The organism is Diaphorobacter oryzae DSM 22780, assembly GCF_059568935.1.
In genome coordinates this window covers 473,326-486,214 of the sequence record NZ_JCANUL010000002.1, presented here as the reverse complement: position 1 = coordinate 486,214, position 12,889 = coordinate 473,326, and the positions used below count along the sequence as shown (strand labels likewise).

The 12,889-nt window shown below is 71.1% G+C and carries 12 protein-coding genes; 6 read left to right on the top strand and 6 right to left on the bottom strand.

All coding sequences use genetic code 11. The annotated features are described in order from the left end of the window. Positions 1-9 precede the first annotated feature (9 nt). From BP68_RS05480 to BP68_RS05470, 3 genes are all read right to left on the bottom strand, one after another. Entirely contained in the window at positions 10-492 is a 483-nt protein-coding gene (locus tag BP68_RS05480) for a hypothetical protein (RefSeq protein ID WP_496369603.1), read from the bottom strand. After that, positions 489-1,208: a hemerythrin domain-containing protein gene (locus BP68_RS05475; protein ID WP_496369602.1), complete on the bottom strand. Its 720-nt coding sequence runs from the start codon at positions 1,206-1,208 to the stop codon at positions 489-491. The genes BP68_RS05480 and BP68_RS05475 overlap by 4 nt, the downstream gene beginning before the upstream one ends. A gap of 148 nt (positions 1,209-1,356) precedes the next feature. Then, the gene (locus BP68_RS05470) at positions 1,357-2,952 is read right to left on the bottom strand and encodes a GMC family oxidoreductase (protein WP_496369601.1); all 1,596 of its coding nucleotides are present in this window, start codon (positions 2,950-2,952) and stop codon (positions 1,357-1,359) included. A gap of 127 nt (positions 2,953-3,079) precedes the next feature. On the opposite strand from BP68_RS05470, the gene BP68_RS05465 reads away from it, so the two are divergent. The 3 genes from BP68_RS05465 to BP68_RS05455 all read left to right on the top strand — a co-directional run bounded on the left by BP68_RS05465 (position 3,080) and on the right by BP68_RS05455 (position 6,294). Further along, complete coding sequence (locus tag BP68_RS05465) at positions 3,080-3,928, top strand: 3-hydroxybutyryl-CoA dehydrogenase (protein WP_496369600.1); 849 nt, start codon at positions 3,080-3,082, stop codon at positions 3,926-3,928. A 164-nt stretch (positions 3,929-4,092) separates the two neighbouring features. Beyond that, a complete protein-coding gene (locus BP68_RS05460; RefSeq protein ID WP_496369599.1) occupies positions 4,093-4,851 on the top strand; it encodes a metallophosphoesterase family protein in 759 nt (252 codons plus the stop codon). A 3-nt stretch (positions 4,852-4,854) separates the two neighbouring features. Then, positions 4,855-6,294: a protein kinase domain-containing protein gene (locus BP68_RS05455; RefSeq protein ID WP_496369598.1), complete on the top strand. Its 1,440-nt coding sequence runs from the start codon at positions 4,855-4,857 to the stop codon at positions 6,292-6,294. 25 nt (positions 6,295-6,319) lie between these two features. Here the strand turns inward: BP68_RS05455 and BP68_RS05450 are convergent, their stop codons facing one another. After that, entirely contained in the window at positions 6,320-7,000 is a 681-nt protein-coding gene (locus BP68_RS05450) for a response regulator transcription factor (RefSeq protein WP_496369597.1), read from the bottom strand. Here BP68_RS05450 and BP68_RS05445 point away from each other — a divergent pair. The 3 genes from BP68_RS05445 (at position 6,999) to BP68_RS05435 (ending at position 11,446) form a co-directional block, all read left to right on the top strand. After that, positions 6,999-8,936 carry a sensor histidine kinase gene (locus tag BP68_RS05445; protein ID WP_496369596.1) on the top strand — a complete coding sequence of 646 codons (1,938 nt, stop codon included), beginning with the start codon at positions 6,999-7,001 and terminating at the stop codon, positions 8,934-8,936. The two genes, BP68_RS05450 and BP68_RS05445, sit on opposite strands and share 2 nt — an antisense overlap. Positions 8,937-9,089: 153 nt before the next feature. Continuing rightward, entirely contained in the window at positions 9,090-10,307 is a 1,218-nt protein-coding gene (locus BP68_RS05440) for an IPTL-CTERM sorting domain-containing protein (protein WP_496369595.1), read from the top strand. Between the two features lie 110 nt (positions 10,308-10,417). Beyond that, a complete protein-coding gene (locus BP68_RS05435) occupies positions 10,418-11,446 on the top strand; it encodes a serine/threonine protein kinase (protein ID WP_496369594.1) in 1,029 nt (342 codons plus the stop codon). A 16-nt stretch (positions 11,447-11,462) separates the two neighbouring features. Here BP68_RS05435 and BP68_RS05430 read toward each other — a convergent pair whose 3' ends face one another. Further along, positions 11,463-12,188 carry an ankyrin repeat domain-containing protein gene (locus tag BP68_RS05430; RefSeq protein ID WP_496369593.1) on the bottom strand — a complete coding sequence of 242 codons (726 nt, stop codon included), beginning with the start codon at positions 12,186-12,188 and terminating at the stop codon, positions 11,463-11,465. Between the two features lies 1 nt (position 12,189). Then, entirely contained in the window at positions 12,190-12,876 is a 687-nt protein-coding gene (locus BP68_RS05425) for an exosortase H-associated membrane protein (protein WP_496369592.1), read from the bottom strand. Between the last annotated feature and the right edge of the window lie 13 nt (positions 12,877-12,889).

The window sequence follows — 12,889 nt, the reverse complement described above, 5'->3', positions numbered from 1 at the left end:
GCGCCGGCATCACCGGATACGCCGGCGCAGCAGCTCGATATTGGCGCGCTGCTCGGGCGTGAAGGAGGCCATGGCGGCGGCGCGCGACTTCTTGTCCGCCGTGGACTCCATCGCCAGGTACATGCCCGCGTGCAGCATCGCGAAGACCGCCGTGGCGTATTCCTGGCTGCTGATCCGGTGCCGGGCCAGCAGCGCACGGATGCGCGGGTCCGCATCAAGCTTGCGCGCGAGGTCCTCCACGGACTGCGCGTCCAGGTCCTCTTCCTCACCGATGGCCGCGACCGCCTCAGAGCTGGCCTGCAGCGACTCCAGGCGGTCCAGCAGCACGGGCGTGAGCCTGAATTTTTCCGGGTTGGCAGCGCCGGCCGCCACCGCACCGGCACCGGCGATGCCCAGCACCAGGGCGCAAGCGAGGCGCCTGAGCAGGGGCAACCCGGAAGGTGTGCCATGGGCGCCCCCGCCCAGGGCCGTGCGGCTCTGCGCGCCCGTCATTGCGCCAGGCCCAGTGCCCGCGAGAGCTTGCCCCACTCCGCCTGCGACAGGTGCGGGCGCGCAATGTCCAGCGCCGCATCGAAGGCCTGCCGCGGCGCGTTCTGGCGCATGCCGCCCAGCATGGCGGTGCGCTCGGCATGCGTCATGTACGGCAACATCCAGCGCAGGATCACCATCATCTCCATGGGAGGAATGGAGGCCACGAGCGCGTTTTCCAAGTCGGCCAGTTCGGCATCGCTGTAGTGCGCCCACAGCGCGGCGTTGTGCGCCGTCTCCTCCAGATGCATGTGCTCGAAGTTGTGCGCGACGAACAGCGCCAGCTGCTGGTACAGCGCATGCGCGACGCGCGCACGCCGGTCCCGCTGACAGGCCAACAGCTGCGCCGCCCCCGTCGCCAGCGCGGCGATGGCCTGCTCATGCGCCTGGTGTTCGTGCGCCACCGCGCCGGCACTGCCCGGCGCGCGGCGCTCCATGGCCGGGTGCACGAACTCGTTTTCGTGGTGCAGGTGCGAGCGGCAGAAGTCCATCAGCGCCAGCACGCGGGCGCAGGCCTGGGACAGCTCGAGATCGTCGTCCGTGTCCACGCGGCCCAGACCCATGAGCGTGTCGGCCATGAAGGCGCGCAAGGCCTTGTGGATGGAGGCGTACATGTCCATGCGCGGCGCGGCCGCGTCGGCCTGCGCCAGCGCAGAGATTTCCTGGGGATTGAATTGCATCGTCGGTTCCTTGGGCTCTTCGGCCTTCCGAGCAGGGCACACCATGTGCCTCATCGGTGCCAGGCAGTCTAGGAACGGGGCCGCGCGGGCGCTGCTAAAAACTGCTTATCCAAACCCTAAAGATTTCTTAACTTCACCGGGAAGCGCGTCACACGGACTGGCGGATGAAGTCCGCCGCGCGCTCGGCGAGCATCACCGTGGGGGCGTTGGTGTTGCCGCTCACGATGCGCGGCATGATGGACGCATCCACCACGCGCAGGCCCTGCAGGCCATGCACGCGCAACTGCGCGTCCACCACGTCCAGGGGGCCGGGGCCCATGCGGCACGAACCCACGGGGTGGTAGATGGTGTCGGCCCAGTCGCGGATGAATTGCGCGATTTGCGCGTCGCTCTGCGCCCGCGCCGAATGGGCCAGCTCGCGCGCGCCCCAGACGGCCAGCGCGGGTTGGGCCAGGATCTCGCGCATGCGCCGCACGCCCAGCACCATACGCCGCATGTCGTCGGGGTCGCTGAAGAAGGCCGGGTCCACCCGCGGCGGCGCCGCCGGATCGCCGCTGGCCAGCGACACGCGGCCGCGGCTCCTGGGCTGCAGCAGGCAGACATGGCAGGAATAGCCGTGGCCCCAGGCGGCTTGGCGGCCGTGGTCGAGCAGCTTGCCGACCACGAAGTGCAGTTGCAGGTCGGGCACCGTTTCCTCGGGGGCGCTCTTGATGAAACCGCCGGCCTCGGCGAAGTTCGTGGTGAGCATGCCGGTGCGGTGCTTGCGCCAGTCCCGCAGGCCGCGCAGCAGGCGCAGCGCACCGGGCAGCGACAGGCCGAACAGGTCGGTCAGCGCCGGGGCATCCATCACCTGCACCACATCGGGGTGGTCGTGCAGGTGCTCGCCAACGCCCGGCAGATCGTGCACCACGGCGATGCCGTGGCGCTGCAGCTGGGCGCCCGGCCCCACGCCCGAGAGCATGAGCATCTGCGGCGACAGCAGCGCGCCGGCCGACAGCAGCACCTCGCGCCCGGCGCGCAGCCGATGCAGCCGGCCGTCCTGCCGGTATTCCACGCCCACCGCGCGCCGCCCCTCGAACAGGATGCGCGTGGCCCGCGCGCCGGTCACCACGCGCAGGTTGGGCCGCGCCAGGTGCGGCGTGAGGTAGCCCTTGGCCACGCTGAAGCGCTCGCCGGCACGGTGCGTGACCTGGTAGAGCCCCACGCCCTCGAAGGCCGCGCCGTTGAAGTCATCGTTGTGCGCATGGCCCGCCTGCACGCCCGCCTCGACGAAGGCCCGGCTGGCGCGCTGGGGCGACTGCAGGTCGGCCACATGGAGCCGGCCGCCCGTGCCGTGCCAGGCATTCGCGCCACGCTCGTTGTCCTCCGCGCGCAGGAAGTACGGCAGCACGTCGCGCCAGGCCCAGCCCGGGTTGCCGGCCTCGGCCCAGTGGTCGTAGTCGCTGGCGTGGCCGCGCGCGTAGATCATGGCGTTGACCGAGCTGGAGCCGCCCAGCACCTTGCCGCGCGGCTGATAGCCCCGTCGCCCGCCCAGGCCCGGCTGCGGCGTGGTGTGCAGGCCCCAGTTGTGGGCGCCGGTACGCGCCATCACGGCCAGGCCCGCCGGGCAATGGATGAGCGCGCTGTCGTCGCGTCCCCCGGCCTCCAGCAGGCACACGCGCATGCCGGGGTCCTCCGACAGACGGCCCGCCAGCACGCAGCCGGCGGAGCCGCCGCCGATCACGACATAGTCGAAGTCACTCATGGAAGTGTGTCCCCTCCTGGATATGTGGCGCGCCGCGGCCGCCGATGGCGCAGAGACCCGCGCGAATGCCGATACCATCGCGGCATTGCCTTTTTCTGTTTCTACTACTCTTTCAAGGGACTGTTATATGACGATTTCGACCGTCGGCATCATCGGCGCGGGCACCATGGGCAATGGCATCGCGCAGGCCTGCGCCGTCTCGGGCATCAACGTGGTGATGGTGGACATCTCCGACGCCGCCGTGCAAAAGGGCCTGGCGACCGTCGCCGGCAGCCTGGACCGCCTGATCAAGAAGGAAAAGATCACCGAAGCCGACAAGAGCGCCGCGCTCGCACGCATCAAGGGTTCGACGAGCTACGAGGACCTGAAGGCCGCGCAGATCGTGATCGAGGCCGCCACCGAGAACTACGAGCTCAAGCTCAAGATCCTCAAGCAGATCGACGCGCTGGTGGCGCCCGAGGTCATCATCGCCTCCAACACCTCGTCCATCTCCATCACCAAGCTGGCCGCCGCCACCAGTCGCGCCGACAAGTTCATCGGCATGCACTTCTTCAACCCCGTGCCCATGATGGCGCTGGTGGAGATCATCCGCGGCCTGCAGACCTCCGACGCCACGCACGACGCCGTGAAGGCGCTGTCCGAGAAGCTCGGCAAGTCGCCCATCACGGTGAAGAACGCGCCTGGCTTCGTGGTCAACCGCATCCTGGTGCCCATGATCAACGAGGCCTTCTTCGTGCTGGCCGAAGGCCTGGCCACGCCCGAGGACATCGACGCCGGCATGAAGCTCGGCTGCAACCAGCCCATCGGCCCGCTGGCCCTGGCCGACATGATCGGCCTGGACGTGTGCCTGGCCGTGATGGACGTGTACCTGGCCGAGTTCGGCGACAGCAAGTACCGCCCCTGCCCGCTGCTCAAGGAAATGGTGGCCGCCGGCCGCCTGGGCCGCAAGACCGGCCGCGGCGTGTACCAGTACTGATACGCCCCGGGGCGGCGCCATCGGCGCGCCCCCGCCCCATCGATGCACCGCCCGGGGGCAGTGCATCTCCGCGTTTTCCCTAGGCAGCCGGCACCGCCGCTGCAAGCAAGCGCTCAGCTTCAGGGCTCATCATGCAATGCCAGCCCCCCGCATTGCCCGCTCCCATGAAGATCGCCCTGCTGTCCGACATCCACGCCAACCTGCCGGCCCTCGAGGCCTGCCTGGAGCATGCCCGTGCCCATGGCGCGCTGCAGTTCGCCCTGCTGGGCGACCTGGTGGGCTACGGCGCCGACCCCGGCCCGGTGCTGGAGCGCGTGATGCGGCTCGTGGCCGAGGGTGCGCCGTGCGTGCGCGGCAACCACGACGCCGCCTCCCTCGCCCCGCCCTCCACGGCCCAGAGCCTGGGCGACCAGAGCGCGCAGTGGACCCACCCCCGGCTGAACGCAGAGCAGCAGGCCTTCCTGGCCGGGTTGCCGCTCACCGAGCGGCTGGGCCCCGACACCCTGCTGGTGCACGCCAGCGCCGACGGCCCCGAGCGCTGGCACTACATCACCGACAGCAACGCGGCCGAGCGCTGCATGACGGCGGCCACCCGCATCGACCCGGCCATCCGCTACGTCTTCTGCGGCCATGTGCATGAGCAGGCGCTGTACTTCCTCACGCCCACGGCCAAGCTCATGCGCTTTTCCCCCCAGCCGGGCGTGCCCGTGCCCGTGCCGCCGCACCGCCAGTGGCTGGCCATCGTGGGCTCGTGCGGCCAGCCGCGCGATGGCGACACGCGCGCCAACTACGCGCTGTTCGACCCGGAGGCCGCCACCATCACCTTCCACCGCGTGCCCTACGACCACGCTGCCGCCGCCGCCGCGGTGCGCGCCAGCGGCCTGCCCGCGTTCTTTGCCGACCGGCTCGAGAAGGGCCGGTAGGCCATGAAGCTGCTCACGCCCGGCACCGAGATCGACGGCTTCGTGGTGCACGAATGCATCCACGCCGGCGGCATGGCCCACATCTACCGCGTGGGCTACGCGAATGCGGCGCGCGACCCCGGCTTTCCCATGGCCATGAAGATCCCGCGCATGACGGCGGGCGACGGCGCCGAGAACATCGTGGGCTTCGAGGTCGAGCTGACCATCCTGCCCACGCTCTCGGGCCGCCACGCACCGCGCTTCGTGGCCGCGGGCGATCTGATGCGCATGCCCTACCTGGTCATGGAATACGTGCAAGGCGAAACGCTGCAGCACTGGCTGGACCGGCATCCGCCCGGCGACGCCGCCGCGCGCAGCCCCGACGCCATTGCCGGCATCGGCAGCGCCATGGCCCTGGCCGCGCACAGCATCCACCAGCAGAACGTCTGCCACCTGGACCTCAAGCCCGCCAACGTGCTGCTGCGTCCCGACGGCGGCGCCGTGCTGCTGGACTTCGGCCTGTCCTGCCACGCGCACTACCCCGACCTGCTGGCCGAGGAGATGCGCCAGGCCGTGGGCTCGCCCACCTGGATCGCGCCCGAGCAGGTGGTGGGCGTGCGCGGCGACCTGCGCAGCGACATCTTCGCCATCGGCGTCATGCTCTACGAGATGGCCACGGGCGAGCTGCCCTTCGGCTCGCCCACCACCCGGGGCGGCATGCGCCAGCGCCTGTGGATGACGCCCGCGCCGCCGCGCCAGCACCGCCCAGATCTGCCCGAATGGCTGCAGGAGGTCATCCTGCGCTGCCTGGAGCCCGAGGCCGCGCAGCGCTACCCCTCGGCGGCGCACCTGGCCTTCGACCTGGCCAACCCCGCCCAGGTGCCCATCACCGAACGCGGCCGGCGCCTGCGCGGGCCCGGGCTGAGGGCGCATTTCAAGCGCTGGATCAAGGCCGCCGGCATGCACTACCAGCCCAGCCCGCTGCCCGCGCGCCAGATCGAGGAGGTACCCATCCTCATGGTCGCCGTGCCGCACGACGACGTGACGGACGCCACGCTGTACTCGCTGCGCGAGGCCGTGGCCCGCTCGCTGGGCATACGCCCGGGCGCGCGGCTGGCCTGCGTGACGGTGATCTCGCCCTCGGCCAGCAGCACCTCGGACAGCACGCGCAGCGAGACCATGCTGCACCGCACCCACCTGACGCGTCTCAAGCAATGGGCTTCCGGGCTGGACCTGTCCCGGCACAGCGCCAGCTACCACGTGCTGGAGGCCGGCGACGTGGCCCAGGCCCTGGTGCGCTACGCCGAGGGCAACCGCGTGAGCATGATGATCCTGGGCGCGGCCACCCACGGGCTGCAGCTGCAGCGCTTCATCGACACCGTGCCCATCCGCGTGGCGCGCGACGCGCCGTGCACCGTCATCCTGGTCAAGCAGCAGCTGCCTTTCGAGCAGCTCCACGCCTGAACCACCGCCGGCGCGGCGCCAGCAGTCAGACCACGGCAGCGGGGGCGTAGAAGCAGTAGCCGCTGCCGCGCAGCGTCTTCACCGGCAGCAGCTGCCCGCTTTCGTCCTGCACCTTGCGGCGCAGGCGGCGCATCTGCGTGTCAAGGCGGCGCTGGTCGTAGTCCAGGTAATCGGCGCCCAGGGCCTGCACGATCTGGCGGCGGCTCACGCTTTCTCCTGCGGCGCGCATCAGGCACTGCAGCACCAGTGCGTCCTGGCGCGACAGGGCCACCGGCGGCGCGCCCGGCAGCAGCAGGCGCTGTGGCCCCAGCTCCAGCTGCCAGCGCGCCCGGCACTGCCCCAGCCCCAGGCGGCGCGAGAGCGCGGCCAGCGTGGCCTCCAGCTCGTCCAGGTCGCAGCCCTTGCCCAGGTAATGGTCGGCCCCGCACTCCAGGCCGCCCACGCGGTCCGCGCTGGTGTTGTGCGCGCTGAAGACGATCACGCCCAGCTGCTGCCCGCCCTGGCGCAGCCGCTGGATGAGCGCCAGCCCGCTGCCGTCGGGCAGGCCGATGTCGATGATCGCCAGCCGGTGGCGGCGCGCGTCGAAGTGGCGATCGAACTCCGCCAGGCTCGCCACGCACTGCGGCACATAGCCGATATGCTCCAGAAACTCGCCCAGCTCGCCGCGCAGCACGGGCTCATCTTCAAGGAGGATCACGTCGATCATGGTGCGCCATTATCTCGTTGCCTTGGCCCTGCTGCTGGCCCCGCTGCTGGCGCAGGCGCAGGCACTGCGGCTCGACGCGCCCATGCTCCACACGGCCGGCCACCTGCAGCGGCTGGACGACCCCACGGGCACGCTGGGCGCCGCGCAGGCGGGCGACGCGCCCGGCTGGACCGCCCTGCCCGGCAACCTGAATGCCAGCTTCACCGACTCCGCCGTCTGGCTGCGCCTGCGCGTCACCGCGCCGCAGCCCGGCCAATGGGTTTTGCTGCTGAGCAACGCCCTGCTGGACGACGTGCAGGCATACGCCCGCGCACCCGGCGGCCCCTGGCGCAGCCTGGGCACCAGCGGCGAGAGCCTGCCCAGAGATCGGTGGCCCGTGGACTACCGCAGCCCCGCCCTGCCGCTCGACCTGGCCGAGCCGGGCGAGCACACCCTGCTGGTGCGCCTGGCCGCGCGCAACGCGGTCAACACCAAGCTCGAGGTCTGGCAGCGCCTGGCCTTCGACAACCATTCGCGCCGCGAGGGCCTGTTCTTCGGCCTGTACTACGGCTTCTACCTGCTGCTGATTGGCCTGCACGCGCTGTTCTGGCGCTTCACGCGCGCGCCGCTCTCCGGGCTGTTCCTCGCCTACATCGGCCTGTGCGTGCACAACGAAGTGCTGTCGCTCGGGCTGGTGCAGCAGATCACCGGCCTGTCCGGCGCGTGGAGCGACCGGCTGCTGGGCCTGGGCATGGCCACCGTCCTGCCCATCGCCACGCTCCTGATCCGCGACCTGCTGGCGCTGGCGCAGTCCTTCCCCCGCACGGCACGCTGGCTGGTGCGCCCCAGCGTGGCCCTGTGCGCCCTGTGCGCCCTGCCCATCCTGCTGGGGCACTACGGCCTGGGCGTCGTCCCCATGCAGATGTTCACCCTGCTGCTGATCGTCGTGGTGAACGGCCTGGGGCTGTGGCTGCTGCACCGCGGCCACCCGCCCGCGCGCTTCTTCCTCATCGCGTTCGTCCCCTACGACGCCGCCATCTTCCTGGCCTACCTGCGCAACATGGGCGCACTGCCGGTCAATCTGCTCACCGACCACATCTCCGCCCTGGGCACCCTGCTGCACATGGTGCTGCTGAGCCTGTGGCTCATCGGCGGCTACGAACGCCGGCGGCGCGCGAACGAGCGCCAGCAAATCCAGCTCGAAGCCGAACTCGCCCAGCGCCAGCAGCGCGAGGGCGAGCTGCTGCAATCGCTGGAGCTGGAGCGCCGCGTGCGCCAGGAGCAGCGCGACTTCGTGGCCATGGTGTCGCACGAATTCCGCACCCCGCTGGCCGTCATCACCACCAGCGCGCAGCAACTGGCGCGCAACCTGCACGCCCCGCCCGACAAGACCCTGGCGCGCAGCCAGCACATCCGCGCCGCCGCCGAGCGCCTCCTGGCCCTGGTGGACGACTGCCTGGCCGACGACCGCCTGACCGAGCCGCACCAGCCGCCCCAGCCACAGGCGCCTTGCGACCTGCACGCGCTGATAGGCGGCCTGGGCCAGGACTTCGCGCCCGGCCGCATCGCCAGCGAGCACGCCCCCGGCACCCAGCACCTCACCACCGACGCAGCGCTGCTGCGCATCGCCCTGCGCAACCTGCTGGCCAACGCCGACCACCATGCGCCCGAGGGCGCCCGCGTGCAGGTCACCACCCGGCGCGAGGGCGCCCGCCTGCGCATCGCCGTAACCCACCCCGCCACCGCCATACCGCCCGAGGAGCGGCCTCGCCTGTTCGAGCGCGGCTGGCGCGGCCAGGGCGCGCGGCACCGCCCCGGCGCGGGCCTGGGGCTGTACTTGGTCCAGCGCATCGCCGAAAGACTGGGCGGCAGCGTGGCGCTGGTCAGCGCCGGGGGCGACGCGCCCGTGTGCTTCCAGATGGAGCTGCCGGCACCGCCAGTGCTTTCAAAGGCATAGCCCTCCGCGCCCGGCGCGGTGGCGCGGTGGCGCGGTGGCGCGGTGGCGCGGTGGCGCGCTCAGATTTGCTCAGATTCGAGGGCGTTTTCGGGCCTAGATTCGCTCCGTAGATACAACTTGTTTCAGCGGATAGCCATGCACACCACGCCACTCATGCCCTCGCTCCGTCAACTGTCCATCGCCGGCATCAGTGCAGCCCTGCTGTGCGCCAGCGCGGCGGCCGCCACGCTCAACGGCACCACCACGCTGGATGGCAGCAGCCCGCTGTTCGTACGGCCATCCGTCAATTGCGCGGCGGGTGGCGCCAACTACAAGTTCACGGCCGTCGACTTCGAGGTGGATGCCTCGGCCACCTACTCCATCAACGCCCCTGCCAATGCCCAGGTGACGGACCCCTGGCTGCAGCTCTACAGCTCGCCCTTCACGGCCTCGCTGCCACTGGCCAACTGCATCAAGGGCGACGACGACAGCGGTGGCGGCCTCAATGCGCTCATTGCCAACCAGCCCTTGGCCACCGGCACCATCTACACGGCCATCATCACGACCTTCAATCCGGCAGAGGTGGGCACCGTCAACTGGTCCATCACCGGCGCCGGCAACCTCATGCGGCGCAATGGCTTCGTGGACATCAGCGGCACACCCAACACGGCGGCGGGCACCGTCGCCCTCAATTTCAGGCTCAGCAGCAATGGGGTGGATACCACCGACACGCTGTACTGGGTTGCCGTCGCGCCCGGCGGCGCGGCCCCCAGCTTCAGCCAGGTGCTGACCGGGAAAGACGGCACGGGCGCAGCCGCGGCCTTCTCGGGTGCCTTCGCCAGCACGGCACTGAACAGCAGCGCCAGCGCCACCGTCTCGGGGCTGACACCCGGCGCGGCCTACGACCTGTATGTCACGCTGGGCAACGGCAGCAACCCCGGGGCCTCCAGCTTCACCAACGGCACGGTCAGGGCCCTGGACTTCACACCCAGCGTGCCGGTGTTTGCTGCCGTCACGAACGCGGCGGTCAGCACGCCGACCACTTCGGCCGCCGTCACGCTGACGGGCTTCACCAATGTGCTGCCGATTTCCATCACCGGCGGCGAATACAGCATCAACGGCGGCACATTCACCAGCGCGGCCGGCACCGTGCTGCCGGGCCAGAGCGTGCGCATCCGCCAGACCAGTGCTGCTGCAAGCAGTACGACCACGACGGCCACGCTGTCGGTCGGCGCCGTCAGCGCGAACTTCGCCGTCACCACCGCCGCGCCGGTCGTGCCGGTGGTACCGGCGGCGCCCACGGCGGTACCTACGCTGTCGGAATGGGGTCTGGCCCTGCTGTCGCTGCTCGCGGCGGCCTTCGGCCTGCGCGCGGCACGGCGCAGGGTTTGAGGTGTTTTGAGCCCCTGGCGCTTATCCATCAAGCGCCAGAAGCTATCAAAACATGAGTAATTGCCGCACGGCGGCGCGGGCGCATCGACGGGCGGGGGACAATGCCGGGCATGACGCCTGACGCCCCCGACCATCCCTACACCTCCCTCACGCCCGACGTGGTGCTCGACGCCCTGGCCGGCGTGGGCCTGTACGGCGACGGGCGCCTGATGGCGCTGGGCTCGTACGAGAACCGCGTGTACCAGGCGGTGCTGGAGGACGGCAGCCGCGTGGTCGCCAAGTTCTACCGCCCGGGGCGCTGGAGCAACGCGCAGATCCTGGAGGAACACGCCTTCGCGCAGGAGCTGGCCGACGCCGAGGTGCCCATGGTGGCGCCGCTTCGGCTGCAGGGCGGCACGCTGCACCACCACGCGGGCTTCGCGTTCTCGGTCAGCCCCTGGCGCGGCGGGCGCACGCCGGAGCTGGACGATTTCGAGACGCTGGAATGGCTGGGCCGCTACCTGGCGCGCATCCACAACGTGGGCGCGGCCCGGCCCTTCGTGCATCGGCCGGCGCTGGACCTGCGCGGCTTCGCCCAGGAGCCGCGCGACTGGCTGCTGGCCACGCAGATCATCCCCATGGACCAGCAATCGGCCTGGCATGCCGCCTGCGATGATGCTATTAGATTAATAGCTTATAGCGCTTTACCAGCGGGCGCCACAGCCCCGTTTGGCTTGAATGACGCCACCCCCATCCGCCTGCACGGCGACTGCCACCCGGGCAACGTGCTGTGGACGCCCGTCGATGACGGCGGCGGCGGCCCGCACTTCGTGGACCTGGACGACGCGCGCATGGGCCCTGCCGCGCAGGACCTGTGGATGCTGCTGTCGGGCGAGCGGCGCCAGCGCACCCAGCAGCTCGGCGCGCTGCTGGACGGCTACGAGCAGCTGCGCCCCTTCGACCGGCGCGAGCTGGCGCTGATCGAGCCGCTGCGCACCCTGCGCCTGATCCACTACAGCGCCTGGCTGGCGCGGCGCTGGAGCGACCCGATCTTCCCGCTCAACTTCCCCTGGTTCGGCAGCAGCGACTACTGGCGCGGCCAGGTGGACATGCTGCGCGAGCAGATCGAGGCCATGCAGGAAGAGCCGCTGCACGCCTGAGCGCGCCGGGGCAGCTTCAGCGCCCGCCGGCGGCGGCGAGCAGCCGCGCCATCTCCGCCTGCCCCCGCCGGCGCGCGTGCGCCAGCGGCGTGACGCCCTCCCGGTCGGGCCAATTCACGTCGGCGCCCGCGGCAAGCACCTGGCGCACGATGTCGCGGTGCGCCGGACCGCCGTCGCTGAGCACGATGGCCTCCAGCAGACAGGTCCAGCCCAGCCGGTTCACATGGTCCACCGCCACGCCGGCGGCGATCAGCAGGCGCACGGTTTCCACATGGCCGCGCTCGCAGGCCGGGATCAGCGCCGTGCCGCCGTAGCGGTTGGTGCTCTTGAGGTCCGCGCCGTGGGCCAGCGTCATCCGCAGAATGTCCAGCCGCCCCTGCGCGCCGGCGAGCAGGTAGGCGCTGTCGCGCATGTCGTTGTGCAGGTTCACATCGGCGCCATGGGCCAGCAGCACGCGCGCCACCTCCACATGGTTGCGCGCGGTGGCGCGCAGCAGCGGCGTGCTGCCGCCGGCGTCGCGCGCATCCACCGGCGCGCCTGCGGCCAGCAGGCGGCGCACCTGCGCCGCATCGCCGCCCTCCGCCGCGCGCAGCAGCGCGGCGGCCAGCCCGGCGTCCTGCACCTGGGCCTGGGCCTGCGCGACCTGTGCCTGCGCGGTCAGCAGCGGTGCCCCGGCGGCTCCCAGGCAACAAAGCGTGGCGGCCACGGCCCGCAGGGCCCGGGCAGGCACGCTGCGCCGCATGTCAGCCCCCCGCCCGCGGCGCGGGCGCCTTGGCCCCCAGCGACTGCTTCCAGCCATGCACGATCACGTCGGTGAAGAAGCGGCGGTCCAGCCACAGCCACACCAGCACGGGCACCAGCGTGGGCAGCACCAGCACGCCCACCTGGTAGCCATAGACGACGGCCTCCAGCTGCCACTGCTCCACGCGCAGCGTGCGCAGGTTGAACTGCGCCGAGCCCGCCAGCTGCATGAGCAGGTACATCACCAGGCTGAAGGCCTGGGCCGGCAGCAGCAGCAGATAGCCCAGCACCGCGCGCCCGGCGCGCCCCGGCGCGCGTGTTGCCGCCCATGCCGCCAGCAGCAGGGCCCACATGATCGGCAGGCCGAAGGCGTAGCGGCCGGGGTCGGCCTCGACGGTGACCTCGGCGCGCCGGCCGCCGGAGTTGGGCACCACGATTTCCACCGTGGTGTCGACCTCGATCTGGCCGGGCTTCTTGTGCACGTCGCGCACCCACATGGGCGCCACCTGCTCCAGCGCCACATGGGACAGCCAGGCCACGGGGTAGGACAGCCAGGGCGATGCCTTGGTCCACAGCAGCGTCAGCACGATCATGGCGCCGAAGGCGAACAGCACAAAGCGCGTGAGCACCGACGGGCGGCGCGCGCCGGCAGGGCTAGGTGCCGGCGGCTTTACCGGGTCCGTGGTCATGGGGCGATCCTCC

Bases quoted from the DNA above. Each gene is read 5' to 3' on its own strand.
- BP68_RS05480 (WP_496369603.1), bottom strand. From the start codon at position 492: ATGACGGGCGCGCAGAGCCGCACGGCCCTGGGCGGGGGCGCCCATGGC.
- BP68_RS05460 (WP_496369599.1), top strand. From the start codon at position 4,093: ATGAAGATCGCCCTGCTGTCCGACATCCACGCCAACCTGCCGGCCCTC.
- BP68_RS05455 (WP_496369598.1), top strand. From the start codon at position 4,855: ATGAAGCTGCTCACGCCCGGCACCGAGATCGACGGCTTCGTGGTGCAC.
- BP68_RS05450 (WP_496369597.1), bottom strand. From the start codon at position 7,000: ATGATCGACGTGATCCTCCTTGAAGATGAGCCCGTGCTGCGCGGCGAG.
- BP68_RS05430 (WP_496369593.1), bottom strand. From the start codon at position 12,188: ATGCGGCGCAGCGTGCCTGCCCGGGCCCTGCGGGCCGTGGCCGCCACG.
- BP68_RS05475 (WP_496369602.1), bottom strand. From the start codon at position 1,208: ATGCAATTCAATCCCCAGGAAATCTCTGCGCTGGCGCAGGCCGACGCG.
- BP68_RS05425 (WP_496369592.1), bottom strand. From the start codon at position 12,876: ATGACCACGGACCCGGTAAAGCCGCCGGCACCTAGCCCTGCCGGCGCG.
- BP68_RS05465 (WP_496369600.1), top strand. From the start codon at position 3,080: ATGACGATTTCGACCGTCGGCATCATCGGCGCGGGCACCATGGGCAAT.
- BP68_RS05470 (WP_496369601.1), bottom strand. From the start codon at position 2,952: ATGAGTGACTTCGACTATGTCGTGATCGGCGGCGGCTCCGCCGGCTGC.
- BP68_RS05440 (WP_496369595.1), top strand. From the start codon at position 9,090: ATGCCCTCGCTCCGTCAACTGTCCATCGCCGGCATCAGTGCAGCCCTG.
- BP68_RS05435 (WP_496369594.1), top strand. From the start codon at position 10,418: ATGACGCCTGACGCCCCCGACCATCCCTACACCTCCCTCACGCCCGAC.
- BP68_RS05445 (WP_496369596.1), top strand. From the start codon at position 6,999: ATGGTGCGCCATTATCTCGTTGCCTTGGCCCTGCTGCTGGCCCCGCTG.